The organism is Umezawaea endophytica, assembly GCF_025061645.1.
Taxonomy (GTDB): Bacteria; Actinomycetota; Actinomycetes; order Mycobacteriales; family Pseudonocardiaceae; genus Umezawaea; species Umezawaea endophytica.
The window spans coordinates 596880-615908 of sequence record NZ_JANYMP010000001.1 but is presented as its reverse complement, the minus strand read 5'-3'; the positions used below and the strand labels follow the sequence as shown (position 1 = coordinate 615908).

The following is a 19029-nucleotide window of genomic DNA, read 5'->3' as shown; positions in this document are numbered from 1 at the left end:
AACGCCACCTACCTAGCCGAGTGGTCTTGGTGTGGTGAGGGGCAGGACGACCGGAGGTGCCGGCACCATGTGGACCGCTGGTGCTCGCCGTCGTGGCGCGCTCCGCGAGCGGGAGGTGGCCGTGGTGGTGGCACGGGTGCTCGTGGTCGGGCTCGACCCCGCCAAGCTCGACGGGTGGGACCCGGAGCCGGTGCGGGCGGCGCTGGCGCGTGGTCGGGCGCGGTTCGAGGAGCGGGGCGTCGAGGCGGACTGGTGCCTGCTCGCGGTGGACGAGGGCCTGGAGGCCGCGGTCGTGGAGGCGTTGACCGGCGCGGAGTACGGCTGCGTGGTGATCGGGGGCGGCCTCCGGACGCACGAGCCGCTGGTCGAGGTGTTCGAGAAGGTGGTCAACCTGGTGCGGCGGCACGCGCCCGACGCGGCCATCGCGTTCAACAGCCGCCCGGAGGACTGCGTCGACGCGGCGCTGCGCTGGCTGTAGCCGCGTCGAGTTCCGGGATTCGGGAGCTGTCGTGTTCGCCCGGTGACTTCGGCGGACGCGAATACCGGATGTCCGGCGCGACCGCCCGTCGGCCTTTTGCGGGCGGATTCTGTTCACGAGTATGACCATTCGCGTCTATTTCCGGTCGAGAAGGCGTGACGGGTGATCGATTCGACGGTAGCCGACCTCGGTATTCGATCCTGTTCGACGTTCCTGACGTGGGACTTCGTCGAACGCGACTGCCGTTGACCGGCCAGTTCAACGGTGTCTAGCATTCGGCGTGAGAGCGGTTTCCGTACAGCGACGTAGGGAAAACCCGGAGGCGCTGCCTCGGTCGTCCGACGGCGGATCGGTGAATTCCCGATTCGGCACGGGTGACCGCCTCCTTTCCTCGGGTCGCAGGGCTGAATCGGTCGGAGAGGCCGTTTCGCCGTGCTCTTTCGAATCGTGTCCACCGCTGATCCCAGGGAAGTCGGAGTCGTCATGAGCACACCGGTTCAACCCCCGACCACGCGCGCGCCACGGCGGTGGCGCGTCGGTCTGGCCGCGGCGGCGAGTGCCGCGGCGCTGGTCGCCACCGTCGCGGCCTGGCCGATCGCCTCGACGGCGCAGGCCGCCGTCGGCGCCGGGACCTACGCGGTGACCAACGCGGGCAGCGGGCTCTGCCTCGCCGCACCGAGCGCGGACGCGGGTGCGCAGCTCCAGCAGTCGGCGTGCGCGGGCCAGAGGTGGACGTTGACGGCGGTCAGCGGCGGGTTCCGGATCGCGTCGGCCGCGGGTGGGCTGTGCGTCGGTGTCCGGGACGCCTCGACGTCGGCGGGCAAGGTGATCGAACTCCAGTCGTGCACCGGGTCCGCGGGCCAGACCTGGTCGCTGACCGAGAGCGGCAGCGCCTACCGGGTGGTCGACACCAACGGCGGCAAGTGCATGAACCTCAAGGACAACTCCACCTCCGCGGGCGCGCTGGTGCAGACGAACTCCTGCGACAGCGCCTCCACCAAGCAGTGGACGTTCACGCCGTCCGGTGGCGGGACGAACCCGACCACCACCACCACGACGACCACGACCACCACCACGTCACCGCCGCCCGGCGGTGGTGACGGCAGCGGGTCGTGGCCGTCCGACACCGGCAGCGTGCACCAGACGACGACCAAGGACGTCGGCACGTTCTTCGACGGCGGGATGAAGCGCTACTACGGCATCGGCGACGGTGGCCAGGGCGAGAGCCAGGACCCGATGTTCGTCGTGGCCAACGGCGGCACCATCCAGAACGTCTTCCTGGACGCGCCCGCCGGTGACGGCATCCACTGCGAGGGGTCCTGCACGATCCGCAACGTGTGGTGGAACGACGTGGGCGAGGACGCCGCGACCTTCCTGAGCTCCAGCTCGTCGGCCACCTACCTGGTGGACGGCGGCGGCGCGAAGTCCGCTTCGGACAAGGTCTTCCAGCACAACGGCGCGGGCACCGTCACCATCCGGAACTTCCAGGTCCACAGCTCCGGCAAGCTCTACCGGGCCTGCGGCAACTGCACCAACTCCTACCAGCGGCACGTCGTGCTCGACGGCGTGACCGCCCGGTCCACGAAGGTGCTCGCGGGCATCAACACCAACTGGGGCGACACCGCCCGCTTCTCCCGGATCACCGTCTACGGCAGCACCTCGATCTGCGACAAGTACAAGGGCGTCCCGAAGGGCAGCGAGCCGACGAAGATCGGCTCCGGCGCCGACGGCGTGAACTGCCTCTACCAACCGTCCGACATCACCCAGAAGTAGCGGCCGTCGGAGCCGGGACCGCGGTCCCGGCTCCGCACGTCCCAACCCCACCACCGCAGGAGGAAATCGATGAGGGCGACGCTGCTCGTCGCGGGAACCGCCTTGGCCGTGGCCTCCGTCCTGGCGGCACCGCCGCTCGACGCGGCCCCCGCGCCGGTCGACGCCCTGTACGTGGCCACCGGCGGTGACGACGCCAACCCCGGCACGCTCGCCGCGCCGCTGCGCACGATCCAGAAGGCGGTGGACCTCGCCCGGCCCGGCACCACAATCTCCCTCCGCGGCGGCACCTACGCGCCCGACACCAACGTCCGGCTGCTGCGCGACGGCACGTCGAGCCTGCCGATCACCTTGCGCAACCACGGGGGTGAGCGGGTGGTCGTCGACGGGGAGAACATGCCGCACACACCGGGCGCGGTGGGGTCGAGCATCCCGCGCGCTGAACGCGGCGCCATCCACGTCGAGGGCGACCACTGGCGGATCGTCGGGCTGGAGGTCGTCCACGGCCCGTACGGGGTGTTCGCCCTGGACACCAACGGCAGCGTCTTCGAGCGGCTGGTCACCAGGGACAACTACGAGTCCGGACTGCACGTCCAGGGCGCGTCGAGCGGCAACCTGGTCGTCGACCTCGACTCCTACGGCAACCGCGACCCGCGCAAGAACGGCGAGAGCGCGGACGGCCTGGCCATCAAGGAGGGCAGCGGCGCGGGCAACGTCGTGCGCGGCGCGAGGCTGTGGAACAACTCCGACGACGGGCTCGACTACTGGATGTTCTCCTCGCCGATCCTCACCGAGCTCACCCTCGGCTGGGGCAACGGGTTCAACCGCTGGAACCTGCCCGGCTTCACTGGTGACGGCAACGGGTTCAAGCTCGGCGGCAACGGCGTCGCGGCCGACCACACCGTCCGCGACGGCATGGCGTGGGACAACGCGGCGAGCGGCTTCGTGGACAACGACAACCCCGGCGGGCACCGGATCGAGCGCAGCACGGCCTGGGACAACCCGAAGACCGGGTTCGCCTTCGACCGCTCCTCCAGCACGCTGACGAAGAACCTCGCCGTGGCCAACGGCATCGACGTGTCGGTGGGCTCCGGTTCCGCAGGCGTGGGCAACTCGTGGACAACGTGGTCCAGCTCTTCCGCGAGGACGACGGCGCCTACGGCCGCTGGCTGGCCAACACGGCGCTGTACTCCGGGGTGAGCGCGGTCGGCGCGACGGCGCTCGCCGCGGCGGCGGGGTACGGCCTGGCCCGCTTCTCCTTCTGGGGCAAGCGGTTCTTCGAGACCGCGCTGCTCGGCATGATCATGGTGCCCGCCACGGCGCTGGTGCTGCCCACGTACCTGATCCTGTCGCGGCTGGAGATCGTCAACACCGTCTGGGCGATCATCCTGCCGTCGCTGCTCAGCCCGTTCGGCGCGTACCTGGTCCGCGTGCACGTCACCGAGAGCGTGCCGGTGGAGCTGATCGACGCCGCCCGCGTCGACCGGGCGGGGGAACTGCGGATCTTCTGGCAGATCGTGGTGCCGATGATCCGGCCGGCGCTCGTCACCGTCTTCTTGTTCACGCTCGTGGCGACGTGGAACAACTACTTCCTGCCGCTGGTGATGCTCAGCGACACCGACCTCTACCCGCTGACCGTGGGGCTGACGACGTGGTTCAACACCGCGCAGCAGGAGGCGGGCACCAGGGTGCTGTTCAACCTCGTCGTCACGGGGGCGCTGTTCGCGATCGTCCCGCTGATCGCCGCCTTCGTCCTGCTCCAGCGCTTCTGGCGGGGCGGGGTCGGCGCGGGCGCCCTGAAGTAGTCCCTGCCCACCACCGAAACCGCGACCACCTCCGGGGGAACCGTGCTCAACGCGTCACTCGTCCTCAACCCCGACCACGTGGTCGCACCCGTGCGGCGGCGGATCTTCGGGTCGTTCGTCGAGCACATGGGCCGCTGCGTCTACACGGGCATCTACGAACCGGGGCACCCGACGGCGGACGAGGACGGCTTCCGCGGCGACGTGCTCGCGCTGACGCGGGAACTCGGCGTCTCGCTCGTGCGCTACCCGGGGGGCAACTTCGTGTCCGGCTACCGGTGGGAGGACGGGATCGGCCCGGCCGCGTCCCGTCCCGTGCGCCGAGACCTGGCGTGGCACAGCATCGAGACCAACGAGGTCGGCGTCGACGAGTTCGTGCGCTGGGCGCGCAAGGCCGACGTCGAGGTCATGTACGCGGTGAACCTCGGCACCAGGGGCGTCGCCGAAGCGCTCGACGTGCACGAGTACCTGAACCACGAGGGCGGCACGCACCTGTCGGAACTGCGCCGCGCCAACGGGTCCGAGGCGCCGCACGGCGTGACGCTGTGGTGCCTGGGCAACGAGCTCGACGGGCCGTGGCAGACCGGCCACAAGACCGCGCACGAGTACGGCAGGCTCGCCGCCGAGACGGCGAGGGCGTTGCGCCAGGCCGAACCGGGGCTCGAACTCGTCGCCTGCGGGAGTTCCCACTCGGCCATGCCCACCTTCGGCGAGTGGGAGGCGACCGTCCTGGAACTGGCCTACGACCAGGTCGACCACATCTCCTGCCACGCCTACTACGAGGTGCTCGACGGCGACGTCGACAGCTTCCTCGCCTCGGCGGTGGACATGGACTACTTCATCGACCGGGTCGTGGCCACGGCGGACGCCGTCGGCGCGCGGCTCAAGAGCCCCAAGCGGATCGGCCTGTCGTTCGACGAGTGGAACGTCTGGTACCAGAAGCGGTTCCAGGCCGATCCGCCGGTGGAGTGGGAGGTCGCGCCCCGTGTCATCGAGGACCGGTACGACGTCACCGACGCCGTCGTGGTGGGCAGCCTGCTGATCTCGTTGCTGCGCCACAGCGACCGGGTCGCCGCCGCGTGCCAGGCGCAGTTGGTCAACGTCATCGCGCCGATCCGCAGCGAACCGGGCGGCCCGGCCTGGCGGCAGACGACCTTCCACCCGTTCGCGCTGACCTCCAGGCTGGCCGGGGGACAGGTGCTGCGGGTGGAAGCCGTCTCGCCCACCTACCCCACGGCGCGCTACGGCGACGTCCCGGTGGTCGACGCCGTGGCGACCCACGACCCCGCCACCGGCGACGTCGTGGTGTTCGCGGTGAACCGCCACCGCGCGGAACCCGTGGAACTGCGGGTGTCCCTCGCCTTCGGCGCCGTCGAGGTGGCCGAGTCGTGGACGCTCTCCGACCCGGACACCTCCGCGACCAACACCGAGCACGACCCCGACCGCGTCGTCCCACGCCCGCAGCCCACCGACCTCACGGGCGACACCCTGACCGTCGTGCTCCCACCGGTGTCCTGGAACACCGTCAGGCTCGTCCGCTCACAGGGGTGACGTCCCCGCGGGCGTCGTCCTCCGTCAGATGAAGGAGTCCCTGGTGTCCTCGAAACTGCCGACCCGGTTGTACACGCGGTTCGTGCCCTGGTAGTGGAAGATGACCATGCGGCCCTTGAAGCTCTTGTCCACCATGGCGATGATCTTCGTGACGACCTCGGCGCGCTGCTTGTCGTTGGTGATGTTCACCAGGTCCACGATGACGGCGGTGGCCTGGGTGTTCAGCTTGTCGCTGACCATGCTGACCGAGCCCGCGGGGTTGTACCGGTCAGGGGTGTACGCGTCGATCGTCCCCCAGTAGTTCTCGTTCTCCTGGACCTCCAGCAGCGGCTTGGCGACGCTCAGTTCGCTGCCCCCGGTGTACACGGTGAAGTCGGCCGTCGAGCCGCTTCCCCCGATCGCGGCTCTGTGCCCGCTCGGCGGTAAGAGGACCACCGTGTGCTTCGGGGGCAGCAGTCCCGCCAGCGCTCGTCCACATCGGACCTCGCTCTCCGACGCGTCGTTGCCCGTTCCCGCTGTGGCATTGATGAAACCGCCCATTGCACACTCCTCCACGGATGAACAGCTCGAATGGAATCGCGGGCTGAATTGCCCATCGGTGAATACGTCGGGCTCGGGGAAGCGTTAATGGCCCCTTCGCACGTTCGCTCGACCGGACCGGAGCCGTTCGTGTGCACCCACCCGAGCGCTGAACCGGGTGGGTCAGCCGCGCTCGGCCGTGCTGCGCAACAGGTCCCACAGCGCCGCGACGTCGGCGGCCGTGGTGGGTTCGGCGCCGATCGACACGCGGACCGACCAGCGGCCGTCGAGCTTGGCGGGGGTGATGAACGCCCGGCCCGAGTCGTTGATCGCGTCGACCCAGGAGAGGGTGTGCGCGTCGAGGGCGGCGCCGTCGAGGACCTCGCCGTCCGGTGACACCACGTCCGGTGGTTCGTGGCGCAGCACCACGGTTTGCAGCGACACCGGTGCCAGCACGCGCCAGCGCGGCGCCGCCTCGACCTGGTCGGCGAGCCACCGGGCGTTGGCGAGGTCGCGGCGCAGCCGGTCGCGGATCGCCTCCACGCCGTCGAGGCGGAGCTGGAACCACAGCTTGAGCGCGCGGAAGCGGCGGCCGAGCGGGATGCCCCAGTCCTTGAACTGGGTCACCGAACCGTCCACTGTGGAGCGGAGGTAGGACGGGTCGGTCGCCATGACCCGCACCAGGTGTTCCGGGTCGGCGACGTACATCAGCGAGCAGTCGAGGACCGTGCCCATCCACTTGTGCGGGTTCCAGGTGAGCGAGTCGGCGCCCTCCAGCCCGTCGACCAGGCCGCGCTGCTCGGGGAGCAGGAGCGCGGAGCCCGCCATCGCGGCGTCGACGTGCACCCACATGCCGTGCTCGCGGGCGATCGGGACGATCTCGGCCAGCGGGTCCACGGCCGTGGTGCCGGTCGTGCCGATGTTCACGACCACGGCGACCGGGCGGCGGCCCTCGGCGACGTCCGCCGCGATGGCCTCGGCGAGGGCCGCGGGACGCAGGGCCCGCGTCCACGGGTCGGTCTCGACCACCCGGAGGTTGTCCATCCCGAACCCGGCCAGCGCGACCGCCTTGGGGATGGACGAGTGCGCGTACTCGGTGGTGTAGACGGTCATCGGCGCGGGTTCCGCCTGGAGGCCGCCGCGCGTCTCGGAGTAGTCGGTGGCCCGCTCGCGGGCGGCGAGCAGCGCCACCAGGCACGCGGTCGACGCGGTGTCCTGGATGACGCCGTACCAGGTCTCCGGGACGCCGGTCAGCTCGCGCAGCCAGGCGACGACGACCTCCTCCACCTCCGTCAGCGACGGCGCGGACTGCCAGGTGATGCCCAGCGCGCCGAGGCCCGCGGTGGCGAAGTCGCCGAGCACGGAGCTCAGTGTCGCGTTGGACGGGAACCAGCCGTAGTAGTTCGGGTGCTGCACCTGCGTGATGCCGGGCACGACCACGTGGTCGAGGTCGCGCAGGACGGCGTCGAAGGACTCGGGCGCGGCCGGGGCCGAGACCGGCAGCAGCCCCGCCACGTCACCGGGCTTGACCTGGGACTGCACCGGCAGCTCCGGGATGCGCTCGCGGTAGTCGGCGATCCAGTCCACCAGCGCGTGCGCGGCGGCGCGGAACTCCTCGGGCTCCATGCGTGGTCCGTTCTGCCTCGACGTGCCGGTCCGGGTGGAATCGGCGTTCCACGATGCTACAAACGGCGGGAGGGCGGCACGCTGTCGGTCATCCGGTCGACGCGGGTTCCCGCCGGGACGTGCACGCTGGGGTGGGCAGTCCGTTCGTGCGGGAGGGGAACCCGGCCATGGCACAGCGACCGTTCGTCCTCGACGTCACCGGCGGTGACGTCCAAGCCGAGGGCGCGCGCCTCCGCGCGCTGGGGGAGGTCGTCCGGGTGGAGCTGCCGGGCGGTGTCGGGGTGTGGGCGGTGACCAGCCCGACCTTGCTGCGCGAGCTGCTCATGGACCCGCGGGTGTCGAAGGACGGCACCCGGCACTGGGCGGCGTGGACCGGCGGCGAGATCGCGGAGGACTGGCCGCTCCGGCTCTGGGTTTCGGTGCGGAACATGTTCACCGCCTACGGCGAGGACCACCGGCGGCTGCGGTCGATCGTGGCCGGGGCGTTCACCGCCCGCCGCACGGAGGCCATGCGGCCGGTGATCGAGCGGATCGTCGGCGGGCTGCTGGACACGATCGCCGCCGCTCCGCCCGGCGAGCCGGTCGACCTGCGGTCGCTGTACGCCAACCCGGTGCCGGTCGAGGTGATCTGCCGGCTGTTCGGCGTGCCGGAGGACAAGCGGAAGACCATCCGCGGCGCGGTGGACACCGTGTTCGACACGACCGCCACGCCCGAGGAGGCGATGGCGAACACCACGACGATCTACACCACGTTCGGCGAACTGGTCGCCGAGAAGCGGCGCTCGCCCGGAGACGACCTGACCAGCGCGCTGATCGAGGCGCAGGAGGGCGCGCTCGACGAGGTGGAACTCGTCGACACCCTGCTCTTGCTGCTGACCGCGGGCCACGAGACCACGGTGAACCTCCTCGACCAGGCGATCACCGCCCTGCTCACCCACCCGGACCAGCGGGAGCTGGTGCTCACCGGGCAGCGGTCGTGGAACGACGTCATCGAGGAGACCCTCCGCTGGCAGGCCCCGGTGCCGTACCTGCCGCTCCGCTTCGCGGTGGAGGAGATCGCGCTGGCGGGCGGCGGCACGATCCCGAAGGGCGACGCCGTCCTCGCGGCCTACGCCGCCGCCGGACGCGACCCCGAGTACTACGGCGACGGCGCGGACGACTTCGACATCACCCGCGAACTGAAGCAGCACCTCGCCTTCGGGCACGGCGTCCACCACTGCCTCGGTGCCCCGCTGGCCCGCCTGGAGGCGCGGATCGCCCTGCCCGCGCTGTTCGACCGCTTCCCCGGAATGACCCTGGCCGAACCGGTGTCCGCGTTGACCCCGGTGCACTCGTTCCTGTCCAACGGGCACACCAGGATCCCGGTCCTGCTCGGCTGATCCGAGGACCTCAGGCCAGCCGGTCGTCGTGGGCGATGGCCTGGAGCCGGTCGCGCAGCTCGTCCGCCTCGGCGGCGCCGGTGGCCGAGCGGTAGCGCTCCTGCGCCGACCGCCACAGCTCGTGGGCCTGCCGGTAGCGGTCCCGGCCCGCCTTCGTGAGCACGACGATCCGGCTGCGGCGGTCGTCCGGGTTGACCTCGAACTCGATCAGGCCCTCCCGTTCCAGCGGCCGCAGCGAGTGGCCGAGGCCGGAGCGGTCGAGCACCAGGACCTCGGCCAGCTCGCCCATGGTCGGCGGCCCCTGCGTGGGTTCGCTCAGCTCGGCGAGGATCGAGAACTGGGTCGAGCGCAGACCGGACGGCGCCATCGCCTCGTCGTAGAGCTGGGTCAGCCTGCGCGACGCCTTGCGCATGGACGTGACGTAGCAGTCCGGCACACCTGACACGCGCATCACCGCACCCGGCTCTCTGGTCCGCTCGAAGGAGGGGAGTACGCCCGCGAACGATACGGGCATACTCCCCTTTTTGCCAGTCCGATCACCAGAAGGCCCAGGACCCCTTGTCCTCGAAGAACTCCTCGTTGCGGACGGCGTACTCCGCGACGGTCATCGGCACCTTCCCGCCGACGGTCGCGACCACGTCGTCGGTGCCCGCGAAGATCCCGTTCCGGTAGTCGACCGCGACGCTGCGCAGGTGCTGGACCGTGTGCGCGCCGAACCCGCGCGCCTCCAGCGTCGCGGTGAACTCGTCCAGGCTGATCGGCTCGTAGGAGAGTGGCCTGCCGAGCGCGCCGGACAGCTCCGCGGCGATCTCGGTGTGGTTCAGCTCCACCGGCCCGCGCAGGAGGTACACCTCGCCCGCGTGCGGTTCGGGGTCCTCCAGGATCGCGGCGATCACGTGCGCCTGGTCCTCGGCGGCGATCGGGGCGTGCCTGCCGTCGGCGAACGGGAGCCGGAGCACACCCCGGTCGTCCAGGAAGGTGATCAGCCACTCGGCGAAGAACGTCGGGCGCAGGTGGGTCGTCGGCACGGGGGACCAGTCGAGGACCCGCTCCGCGATCCAGTGCTGGCGCGCGGCGTCGCTGACCGCGTCGCGCCGTGCGGAGATCTGGGACATGTTGACGATCGCCCGGACGCCCGAGTCGGCCGTGGCCTCGGCGAACACCGCGGTGGCGTCCACCAGGCCGGGCACGATCGGGTAGGCGAAGTAGGCGGTGTCGATCCCGCGGGTCGCCGACGTGACCGAGGCGAGGTCGAGCAGGTCTCCCACCGCCACCTCCGCGCCCAGGTCGGCCAGGTGGGCCGAGCGCTCGTCGAGGCGGTGCACGAGCGCTCGGACGTGGTGGCCGCGTTCGAGCAGGAGGCGGGTCGTGTGGACGCCGGTCTTGCCGGTGGCGGCGGTGACCAGGACGTTCTTCGGCTGCGACATGGGCTTCTCTTCCTTCTTCTCGGGTGCTGTCGCCAGAGTATGGGCATATGCCCCTAATTGGCAAGCGGGGTGGTGGACCGCTGGTCCCGTCCGTCGTCGCGGCGGACGGGACCAGCGGCATCAGGCCCGGAGCAGGCGCTCGCTCAGCTCCCAGAGCCGCCGCGCGGACTCGGGGTCGACGGCGTGCGGCACGACGTCGGCCGGGATGTACCGCTCGGTGCCGAAGTTGATCTCCCTCGGCGTGTCCAGCGGCGAGACGTCGTTGTCCTTCAGGTAGACGCCGCCGATGTCGGCGAGCAGCGGGCTGGTCGCGGCGAACACGCTCGTGGCGATGCCCTGCCACACGGTCTTCTGCCCGCGCTCCGGGTCGATGATCGGCAGGCCGTCGTCGTCGACCAGCCCCATGGCCCGCAACTGGTCCCCCGTCACGGCCTGCCCGTCCTCGGGCCGCGACGGCCCCAGTTCGGTGCCGACGATGACGCCGGGGTGCACGGCGTAACCGCGGATCCCGTCCGCGGCCCAGCGCCGGTCCAACTCGACCGCGAACAGGACGTTCGCGGTCTTCGACTGGCCGTAACCGAGCATGGGCTCGTAGCCGGTGGCGAAGTGCGGGTCGTCCCAGCGGATGTCGGACAGCCGGTGGCCGCCGGACGTCAGGTTGACGACCCGCGCCCCGCGCGCGGCACGCAGGGCGGGCAGCAGGGCCAGCGTCAACTGGAAGTGGCCGAGGTGGTTGGTCGCGAACTGCGACTCGTAGCCGCGCTCGTCGCGGACCAGCGGGCCGCCCATGATGCCCGCGTTGTTGAGCAGGACGTGGAGCGGGCGGCCGGAGTCGAGGTAGCGGGCGGCGAAGGCGTCGATCGACTCCGGGTCGAGGAGGTCCAGCCGCTCGACCCGGACGCGCTCGATCCCGGCCACCGCGGCGGCGGCGCGCTCCGGGTCGCGCGAGCCCACGGTGACGGACGCGCCCGCCCCGCTGAGGGCGCGGGTGGTCTCCAGGCCGAGTCCGACGTGGCCGCCGGTGACGACGACGTCCCGGCCCGACAGGTCGACTCCGTCGAGGACGTCGTCGGCCGTCGACGCGGCGGTGAAACCGGATCCGATGGGGTGCTGTTTCTGGGTCACGGCACCACGCTAAGCGCGGCCGTCCGGACTTTGAATAATTGACGATCCGCATTTCTTGCGCGAGAGTACGGACGTGGCCGCCGATCATCTGTCCGAGGTGTTCGACCTCGTCGAGGTCCGCAGCGTGCTGTCCGGCGGGATGTCGGTGCGGGGCCCGTGGGAGTCGAGCGGGGTCGTCGAGACGCGGCTGAAGTTCTTCGCGATGGTGTCCGGGCGGGCCCGGCTGACCACCGACGGCGTCGACGGGCCGGTCGACCTGGAACCGGGCGACGTCGCCGTCCTGAACAACCGGTCGTGGCTGCGCGTCGAGGGCGGCACCGGTGACGGACCGCGCCGCGTGGTCGTGCCGGACGCGGACTTCGCCGTCACCCGCCTCGACGGTCCGGAGGACGTCATGATCGGCGGGCGCGTCGAGCTCAACCCGATCGGCGAGGAACTGCTGCTGCAAGCGCTCCCGCCGCTGGGGCACGTCCGGGCGGCGGCGCGCTCGGGGGTCAACCTGCGCGGCAGCATCCACCGGCTGTTCGACGAGGTGGCCGCGAACCGCGTGGGCTCCGCGTTCGCGATCCGGCAGCACTGCCAGCTCCTGCTGCTCGAAGTGCTCCGCGCCCACGTCGACCAGACCGAACTGCCGCCGGGGTGGCTGCAGGTGCTGACCGACGAGCGGGTCCGGCCCGCGCTCGGCCTCATGCACGCCGACCCCGCGAAGTCCTGGGGCCTGGAGGAGTTGGCGCGCGCCGCGGCGATGTCCCGGACGACGTTCGCCGAGCGCTTCCGGGCCGCGGCGGGCGTGCCGCCGCTGGCCTACCTCAACCGGTGGCGGATGCTGCTGGCGCAGCGCGCGCTCCGGGACCGCGACGTCCGGGTCGGGTCGCTGGCGGTCGAACTGGGCTACGCGTCGGAGAGCGCCTTCAGCACCGCGTTCAAGCGAGAGGTGGGGGAATCGCCGCTGCGCTACCGGAACCGGGCACGGGACACCTCGGCCGCCCCGCGGCGTGACGGAGTTCGGTCACCGACCGCGCGCCGGCATGGTGGCGCGTAGGGATCTCACGATGGGAGGCACCCGTGCGCGGCACACCGGTGAGCGACTGGGCGCGAGCGGCGATCGAGACGCTCGACGCCACGCGTGAGGCGGAGGGGACGACGCCGCTGCGGCGGTTCCCGTTGCCGGGGGACGATTCCGTCGGCCTGTTCGTCAAGGACGAGTCGGCGCGCCCCACCGGCAGCCTCAAGCACGGGCTCGCCCGCGGCCTGCTCGTCGACGCGCTGCACCGCGGGCTGATCGACGAGGGCACGCCGCTGGTCGAGGCCACCAGCGGGAACCTGGCCGTGGCGGAGGCGCACTTCGCACGGCTGCTGGGTTTGCCGTTCACGGCGGTGGTCCCGCGGCGGACCGGGAGGGCGAAGCTGGCGCGGATCGAGGAGCGGGGCGGGCGGTGGCACCCGGTCGACCCGCCGCTGGCCGTGTACGACCGGGCCCGACGACTGGCAGCGGACACCGGGGGCCATTACTTGGACCACCTGGAGCACCTCGGCGGGGCGGTGGACCGCGACGGCCCCGAGAACCTGGCCGCCGAGATCCTGCGCGACCTCGACCGGATCGGCGGACCCGCGCCCGCGTGGATCGTGGCGGGCGTGGGCACCGGCGCCACCTCGCGCGCGATCGGCCGCCACCTCCGCCGGACCGGGAGCCCGACCCGCACGGCCGTGGTGGACTCGGAGAACTCGGCCTACTTCCCCGGCTGGGCGACGGGGTGCGACGACTACGCCACCGGCATGCCCTCCAAGGTCGAGGGCATCGGCAGGCCGCGGATCGAGGCCCCGTTCGACGGTTCGGTGGTCGACCTGGTGATCCCGGTCCCCGACGCGACGAGCGTCGCCGCGACGCGCCACCTGCGCGCCGTCACCGGGTGGGTGGCGGGACCGTCCAGCGGGGCCTGCCTGGTCGGCGCGTTCCACCTCGTGTCGCGGATGCGCGAGCGCGGCGAGAGCGGGGCGGTGGTGATGGTGCTGGGCGATTCCGGGCTCCCGTACGCGGACACCTACTACGACGACGGCTGGGTCGCCGCCAGGGGTTGGGACCTGGCGGCGCCCGCGGCGGCGCTGGAGCGGTTCGCCGACACCGGCCGGTGGGGCGAACCGCCGTCGGCGTGAGCGCTGCCGTCACGAACCTGTTGTGCCGCGGTCGATCCAGGTGCGCAGCGCCCACCACGTGTGCAGGGTGGTGAGGACGTGGGAGCGGTGGGGGTGCGCGGTGTCGCCCAGGTCGACGGCCGCGAGTTCGACCAGGCGGTCCAGGCGGTACCGGACGGTGTTGGCGTGCAGGTGCAGCACGGCCGCGGTGGCGCCGATCCGGCGGCCGTGGTCGAGGTAGCACAGCGCGGTCGCGACCAGTTCGTGGTGGAAGGCGCTCTTGGGGTTGAGCGCGTGCAGGAACTCGTCGGCCAGGGTGTCCGCCATCGCCGGGTGGGACGCCAGCGCGGTCTCCGCCGCGAGGTCGGTGAGCCGGTGGACGCCGCGGGCTCCTCGGGCCGACGCGACGGAGAGGGCCTGCGAGCACATCGGGTACATCCCGCGCAGCGCGGCCACCGGCAGGGCGGGGGAGACCACGAGCAGCGGCGCGTCGTCGTCCGGCCAGGACGGCGGGTGGTGGCTGACGCCCGCCAGCCGTCCCTCGACCAGTCCGTGGACGCCGCCGAAGGCGTGCAGGCGTTGCTCCAACGCCCTGGCGTGGCTCGGGTCGGTCACCTCGGAGACCACGCAGTGGTACCGGCCGCCGAGGTGGAGCCCGACCCGGTGCAGTTCGACGGGGTCGGGGAGAGCGCTGTCCTGGACCAGCAGCCCGCGCAGCACCTGGGTGTTCAGGTCACGGGTCAGGCGCGACTCGGCGGTGTGGTAGCTGCTGATGATGTGCCGCTCCACCGCCGCGACGTAGGAGTCCACGTCCACGATGAAGTCCAGGATCGAGGTGTCGTCGACACCCGTCGCGCGGGCGAACTCCACGCCCGCGCGGATCACCTCGGCGCGGCCCGCGTGCACGCCGCGCAGCAGGCCCGCGATCGAGACGCCCTGCGCCGCGCGGTCGGCCCCCAGCGCTCGGGCGGCGGAGAAGTCGCCGTCCCCCCGTTCGAGGTGGGCCGCCCCCTCGGCGAGCAGGGTCGCGATGTGCCTGCGGTTCTCCGCCTCCGGCAGGCGGGCGACCTCGGGGGAGTTCTCCCGCGCGGCCTCGACGACCCTCGCCACCACCCCGTCGTCGGCGGCCATCGCGCCCATGACGCGCAGGGCGATCTCGGTCATCCGGTGATCCCGCACGGCACCTCCGGGACGTCGTTGTGGATGGGGCACAACGGGATCGACGGCGATTGGTGGCACGACCCTATCCCCGGCCGGGCCCTCACTGGTTACGTGACTACTCGACAGTAACCGTCCGGACCAGCCCGCGGTCGCCGCCGCCGACCAGCCACACCTCCCGTTCCACTGAAGGGCTCAACGATGAGTTCACCTCGCAGCAGGAACATCAGCCGACGCCACCTCCTCGCGGCCGGAGGCGCCATCGCCGCGACCACCACCATGAACACCCTCGGCCTGGTGCAGGCCTCCGCCGCGCCGAGGGTCGACGCCGACGTGATCGTCATCGGGTCCGGTCTCGCGGGGCTCGTCGCCACCTCCGAACTGGCCGCCGCGGGCAGGCGGGTCCTGCTGCTGGACCAGGAACCCGAGGCGAGCCTCGGCGGTCAGGCCTTCTGGTCGTTGGGAGGGCTGTTCTTCATCGACTCCACCGAGCAGCGGCTGGCGGGCATCAAGGACTCCCTCGACCTGGCCAGGGGCGACTGGTTCAACACGGCGGGCTTCGACCGCGGCGTCGACAACCCGCTGGGCGCCGACCACTGGGCCGCGAAGTGGGCCGACAAGTACCTGGAGTTCGCCGCGGGGGAGAAGCGGGCGTGGCTGGCGAGGCTCGGCGTGAGCTGGGTGCCCATCGTCGGCTGGGCGGAACGCGGCGGCCAGTTCGCCGACGGACCCGGCAACTCCGTGCCCCGCTTCCACCTGACCCTCGGCACCGGACCCGGTGTGGTGGAACCCTTCGAGAAGCTCGTGCGCGCCGCGGTGGCGCGGGGCCTGGTCACCTTCCGCTTCCGCCACCAGGTCGACGGGCTCATCACCACCAACGGCGCCGTCACCGGCGTGCGCGGCAGCGTCCTGCAACCCAGCAGCGCGGCGCGCGGCACCCCGAGTTCCCGCACGAAGGTCGGTGACTTCGAGCTGTACGCCCCGATGGTCATCGTCACCTCGGGCGGCATCGGCGGCAACCAGGAGTTGGTCCGGCGCAACTGGCCCGCCCGGCTCGGCACGCCGCCCACCCGCCTGGTCACCGGCGTGCCTGCGCACGTCGACGGGCGCATGCTGGCCATCAGCGAGCTGGCCGGGGCCCGGCTGGTCAACCCCGACCGGATGTGGCACTACACCGAGGGGTTGGCCAACCACACCCCCATCTGGCCCGGCCACGGGATCCGCGTGCTCGCCGCGCCCTCGTCGCTGTGGTTCGACGCCACCGGCCGCCGCCTCCCCAACCCCGGTCTGCCGAGCTACGACACGCTCGGCACCCTGGAGCTGATCCAGCGCACCGGACACCCGTACTCGTGGTTCGTGCTGAACAAGAAGATCATCGACAAGGAGTTCGTGCTCTCCGGGTCCGAGCAGAACCCCGAACTCACCAGGAAGGACCTCATCGGCTACCTCGCGAGCCGGTTGCTCAACAGCACACCCCCGCCGGTCAAGGCGTTCATGGACAGGGGCGAGGACTTCGTCGTCGCGAACTCCCTGCCGGACCTCGTCGCGGGCATGAACAGGATCGCGGGCGGCAACCTGGTCAACGCCGACGCGCTGCGCAGGCAGATCACCTCGCGCGACCAGCAGGTCGACAACCCGTTCACGAAGGACGTCCAGATCATGGGCATCCGCAACTCGCTCGCCTACAGCGGTGACCAGCTCGCGCGCACGGCCTCGCTGCACAAGATCCTCGACCCGTCGGCGGGCCCGCTCATCGCCATCCGGATGAACATCCTCACCCGCAAGACCCTCGGCGGGTTGCAGACCGACCTGTCCGGGCGCGTGCTCGGCGCCACGGGACAACCGGTCCCCGGCCTGTACGCGGCGGGTGAGGTCGCGGGCTTCGGCGGGGGCGGTGTGCACGGGTACCGCGCGCTGGAGGGGACGTTCCTCGGCGGCTGCCTGTTCACCGGCAGGCAGACCGGACGCGCCGCCGCGGCGGAAAGCGCCTGACAGCGGTGTGGCCCGGTCGACGATCGACCGGGCCACACCCCTCGACTCACTCCCCGGTCCGGTAGCGCGGACTGGTGGAGTGCCACTCGAAGCCGCCGCCCATCCACGCCCGCAGCCCCCGCAGGAACCGCCGCACCTGGGGTGAGGGCGACGCCTGGAGCTTCCGGTGCAGGGCCTGGAAATCGCGGACGAGTCCGTTGTGGAGTTCCACCGTGGCCTCGGTCGCCTCCTCGATCGAGCAGTCCCGCTCGGCCGCGATCTGCAACACCATGTTGCCCGGCGGGTTCTCGTCCGCCAGGTCCTTCGTCACCGAGAACAGGTCGTTGACGAGCACGGCCGCCGTCCCGGCCTGGATCGCCGCCCGCCGCACGTGCGGCTCGTAGTAGACGTTCGAGTCCAGCTCGTAGCCGCCGAGCACGTCGATGAGGGTCATGGACGTGTAGAAGCTGTCGTGCTGCCGGGCCGCGAGGTACTCCCACGCGGGCGGCTGCTCGTCCTTGTGCTTCCAGGCCGCGTAGGCGGTCCAGCTCACGAACATCGCGAACGTGGAGTAGCAGACCCGCTGGACCTGCGCGGGGCTGCCGTAGCGCGCCAGGTAGTCAACGCCCGACCGCAGCGCGACCAGCACCCGGTCCTCGCGCAGCGCCTCGTCGAGGTCGTGGCTGAACCCGCCCGCGTCCGGCAGCCGGTCCATGGCGGCCATCGCCAGCGCCAGGCGCTGGGGGAGTTCCGCGGGGACGGCCCCGAGCGCGGTGTCGTCCGCGTAGAGGTCGTCCGCCGCCCACCACGCGGCGTTCAGCTTCGCCGAGATGAGCAGCCGGTCCGGGTCGTCGCAGTCCGGGTGGGCGAGCACGACCAGCCTGCCGAACTCCGCCCTCCCGAGCTGCTCGGCCTCCTCCTCGGAGAACCCGCACCCCACCGCCCAGTCGGCCAGCCGCCGGTCGACCTCCTTCCCGAGGACGTCGTCGACGCGCTCGGGCAGCGGGCAGTACAGCGGCGACGCCGTCCCGGCGCCCCACGACCGGAGCGCGTACGCGGGATCGGGCCCGGTCTCGGGATGGCGCGACCCGAGTTCGGCGTCGCTCCCGAGCCGGGCCGCGAACCGCGCGGCCGAGGTGCCCAGACCGGTGAACGTGGACAGGGTGTGGTGCGGGTCCGGCATGACTCCAGCTCCTCCAGTGCCTCGGCCGCGACGATCTCAGACGCGGTCGGCGGCGATGAGCAGGTAGTGGAAGCTGCCCTCGCGGTACGCGGTGAGGAACGGGTCCTCGACGCCGGTGGCCACCGACGACTTGGCCCGCAGCTCCCAGTACGGGATCGTCTGCGCGGTCAGGTCGACGACGGAGATGGGCACGAGGCCGTTCGCCGTCATGGCCTTGAAGTACGCGCTGCGCGGGTGGATGTTGCACGTGTAGTGCTGGTCGATCTGGGCCACGGCCTTGGACCGGCCGCCGGTCACGTCGTTGTAGCAGCCGGTGATGGTGACGTACCGACCGCCGAACTCCAGTTGGCGCGCGTGCTCGGCGAACAGCTCGACCAGGTCGACGTACATCGTGCTCTCGTTGTTCCAGATGGCCCGGCGCGACCCGGTCTCGAACCCCGTGTCCAGCATGTTGCGGAAGTGGTAGCGCACCTTGTCGGACACGCCCCGCCGCGAGGCCTGGTCGTTGGCGAAGTCGACCTGCTTCTGCGAGATCGACACCCCGTCGACCTCGCAGCCGAACCGCTGGTTGGCCATGATGCTGCTGCCACCCCGGCCGCACCCGGCGTCGAGCAGCCTGTCGTGGGGCCGGATGTCGCCGAGGTGGTCGAGCAGCACGTCCGCCTGCGCCGTCTCCAGCCGGTGCATCTCGGCGATGATCCGCGCCTCGCGAGTGGCCTCCGGGCCCTCCAGCACGGACAGGTCGACCTCGCCGATCCCGTAGTGGTGGTGGTACAGCCCGTCCACGTCGCCCAGCCGCAGGTTCACCGGGTCCTGCTCGGCGTTCCAGTAGGACGCGACGGACTTCTGGTAGGCGGTGCGGAGGACTTCGGCGGGAGCGGCACTGACAGCGGTCACAGGAGTGGAT

Annotated in this window: 17 protein-coding genes; 9 read left to right on the top strand and 8 right to left on the bottom strand. The window is 71.5% G+C overall.

Translation table 11 applies throughout. The features are described from left to right. The first annotated feature begins 67 nt into the window (after window positions 1-67). The 5 genes from NZH93_RS02370 to arfA all read left to right on the top strand — a co-directional run bounded on the left by NZH93_RS02370 (window position 68) and on the right by arfA (window position 5601). The gene (locus NZH93_RS02370) at window positions 68-478 is read left to right on the top strand and encodes a hypothetical protein (protein ID WP_259621193.1); all 411 of its coding nucleotides are present in this window, start codon (window positions 68-70) and stop codon (window positions 476-478) included. A gap of 483 nt (window positions 479-961) precedes the next feature. Beyond that, window positions 962-2251 carry a pectate lyase gene (locus NZH93_RS02365; RefSeq protein ID WP_259621192.1) on the top strand — a complete coding sequence of 430 codons (1290 nt, stop codon included), beginning with the start codon at window positions 962-964 and terminating at the stop codon, window positions 2249-2251. A 69-nt stretch (window positions 2252-2320) separates the two neighbouring features. Next, window positions 2321-3448 carry a right-handed parallel beta-helix repeat-containing protein gene (locus tag NZH93_RS02360; RefSeq protein WP_259621191.1) on the top strand — a complete coding sequence of 376 codons (1128 nt, stop codon included), beginning with the start codon at window positions 2321-2323 and terminating at the stop codon, window positions 3446-3448. Continuing rightward, window positions 3364-4053, top strand: a complete 690-nt coding sequence (locus tag NZH93_RS02355; RefSeq protein ID WP_259621190.1) for a carbohydrate ABC transporter permease — start codon at window positions 3364-3366, stop codon at window positions 4051-4053. Before NZH93_RS02360 ends, NZH93_RS02355 begins: the two co-directional genes overlap by 85 nt. A 42-nt stretch (window positions 4054-4095) precedes the next feature. Continuing rightward, complete coding sequence (gene arfA / locus NZH93_RS02350) at window positions 4096-5601, top strand: arabinosylfuranosidase ArfA (RefSeq protein WP_259621189.1); 1506 nt, start codon at window positions 4096-4098, stop codon at window positions 5599-5601. Window positions 5602-5625: 24 nt separating this feature from the next. Here the strand turns inward: arfA and NZH93_RS02345 are convergent, their stop codons facing one another. Together NZH93_RS02345 and NZH93_RS02340 are read right to left on the bottom strand one after the other, a co-directional pair. Continuing rightward, a complete protein-coding gene (locus NZH93_RS02345; RefSeq protein ID WP_259621188.1) occupies window positions 5626-6141 on the bottom strand; it encodes a hypothetical protein in 516 nt (171 codons plus the stop codon). A 162-nt stretch (window positions 6142-6303) separates the two neighbouring features. After that, the gene (locus NZH93_RS02340) at window positions 6304-7746 is read right to left on the bottom strand and encodes a pyridoxal phosphate-dependent decarboxylase family protein (protein WP_259621187.1); all 1443 of its coding nucleotides are present in this window, start codon (window positions 7744-7746) and stop codon (window positions 6304-6306) included. Between the two features lie 167 nt (window positions 7747-7913). Here NZH93_RS02340 and NZH93_RS02335 point away from each other — a divergent pair, with 167 nt between their 5' ends. Further along, window positions 7914-9125, top strand: coding sequence for a cytochrome P450 family protein (locus NZH93_RS02335; protein ID WP_259621186.1), 1212 nt, complete (start codon window positions 7914-7916; stop codon window positions 9123-9125). A gap of 10 nt (window positions 9126-9135) precedes the next feature. On the opposite strand, the gene NZH93_RS02330 is transcribed toward NZH93_RS02335, so the two are convergent. The 3 genes from NZH93_RS02330 to NZH93_RS02320 form a co-directional block, all read right to left on the bottom strand. Then, entirely contained in the window at window positions 9136-9576 is a 441-nt protein-coding gene (locus tag NZH93_RS02330; RefSeq protein ID WP_259621185.1) for a MarR family winged helix-turn-helix transcriptional regulator, read from the bottom strand. Window positions 9577-9661: 85 nt separating this feature from the next. Further along, the gene (locus tag NZH93_RS02325) at window positions 9662-10552 is read right to left on the bottom strand and encodes an NmrA family NAD(P)-binding protein (RefSeq protein WP_259621184.1); all 891 of its coding nucleotides are present in this window, start codon (window positions 10550-10552) and stop codon (window positions 9662-9664) included. Between the two features lie 120 nt (window positions 10553-10672). Then, a complete protein-coding gene (locus tag NZH93_RS02320) occupies window positions 10673-11677 on the bottom strand; it encodes an SDR family NAD(P)-dependent oxidoreductase (RefSeq protein WP_259621183.1) in 1005 nt (334 codons plus the stop codon). A 73-nt stretch (window positions 11678-11750) separates the two neighbouring features. Here NZH93_RS02320 and NZH93_RS02315 point away from each other — a divergent pair, with 73 nt between their 5' ends. Both NZH93_RS02315 and NZH93_RS02310 read left to right on the top strand, forming a co-directional pair. After that, window positions 11751-12719 (top strand): AraC family transcriptional regulator, encoded by a 969-nt coding sequence (locus NZH93_RS02315; protein WP_259621182.1) that lies wholly within the window; start codon window positions 11751-11753, stop codon window positions 12717-12719. Between the two features lie 23 nt (window positions 12720-12742). Beyond that, window positions 12743-13831, top strand: a complete 1089-nt coding sequence (locus NZH93_RS02310) for a PLP-dependent cysteine synthase family protein (RefSeq protein ID WP_259621181.1) — start codon at window positions 12743-12745, stop codon at window positions 13829-13831. A gap of 9 nt (window positions 13832-13840) precedes the next feature. On the opposite strand, the gene NZH93_RS02305 is transcribed toward NZH93_RS02310, so the two are convergent. Further along, entirely contained in the window at window positions 13841-14974 is a 1134-nt protein-coding gene (locus NZH93_RS02305; protein ID WP_259621180.1) for an RsbRD N-terminal domain-containing protein, read from the bottom strand. 273 nt (window positions 14975-15247) lie between these two features. Between NZH93_RS02305 and NZH93_RS02300 the strand changes: the two genes are divergently transcribed. After that, window positions 15248-16960, top strand: coding sequence for an FAD-binding dehydrogenase (locus NZH93_RS02300; protein ID WP_259621435.1), 1713 nt, complete (start codon window positions 15248-15250; stop codon window positions 16958-16960). Window positions 16961-17006: 46 nt separating this feature from the next. Here the strand turns inward: NZH93_RS02300 and NZH93_RS02295 are convergent, their stop codons facing one another. Both NZH93_RS02295 and NZH93_RS02290 read right to left on the bottom strand, forming a co-directional pair. Further along, on the bottom strand, window positions 17007-18122 hold the full coding sequence (locus NZH93_RS02295) for a family 2 encapsulin nanocompartment cargo protein terpene cyclase (RefSeq protein ID WP_259621179.1): 1116 nt from the start codon (window positions 18120-18122) through the stop codon (window positions 17007-17009). Window positions 18123-18158: 36 nt separating this feature from the next. Continuing rightward, on the bottom strand, window positions 18159-19019 hold the full coding sequence (locus NZH93_RS02290) for a geranyl diphosphate 2-C-methyltransferase (RefSeq protein ID WP_259621178.1): 861 nt from the start codon (window positions 19017-19019) through the stop codon (window positions 18159-18161). Window positions 19020-19029: the final 10 nt, after the last annotated feature.

Coding starts and splice junctions, on each gene's coding strand:
- NZH93_RS02330 (WP_259621185.1), bottom strand. CDS start 9,576: ATGCGCGTGTCAGGTGTGCCGGACTGCTACGTCACGTCCATGCGCAAG.
- NZH93_RS02365 (WP_259621192.1), top strand. CDS start 962: ATGAGCACACCGGTTCAACCCCCGACCACGCGCGCGCCACGGCGGTGG.
- NZH93_RS02370 (WP_259621193.1), top strand. CDS start 68: ATGTGGACCGCTGGTGCTCGCCGTCGTGGCGCGCTCCGCGAGCGGGAG.
- NZH93_RS02335 (WP_259621186.1), top strand. CDS start 7,914: ATGGCACAGCGACCGTTCGTCCTCGACGTCACCGGCGGTGACGTCCAA.
- NZH93_RS02340 (WP_259621187.1), bottom strand. CDS start 7,746: ATGGAGCCCGAGGAGTTCCGCGCCGCCGCGCACGCGCTGGTGGACTGG.
- NZH93_RS02360 (WP_259621191.1), top strand. CDS start 2,321: ATGAGGGCGACGCTGCTCGTCGCGGGAACCGCCTTGGCCGTGGCCTCC.
- NZH93_RS02305 (WP_259621180.1), bottom strand. CDS start 14,974: ATGACCGAGATCGCCCTGCGCGTCATGGGCGCGATGGCCGCCGACGAC.
- NZH93_RS02325 (WP_259621184.1), bottom strand. CDS start 10,552: ATGTCGCAGCCGAAGAACGTCCTGGTCACCGCCGCCACCGGCAAGACC.
- NZH93_RS02295 (WP_259621179.1), bottom strand. CDS start 18,122: ATGCCGGACCCGCACCACACCCTGTCCACGTTCACCGGTCTGGGCACC.
- NZH93_RS02300 (WP_259621435.1), top strand. CDS start 15,248: ATGAACACCCTCGGCCTGGTGCAGGCCTCCGCCGCGCCGAGGGTCGAC.
- NZH93_RS02345 (WP_259621188.1), bottom strand. CDS start 6,141: ATGGGCGGTTTCATCAATGCCACAGCGGGAACGGGCAACGACGCGTCG.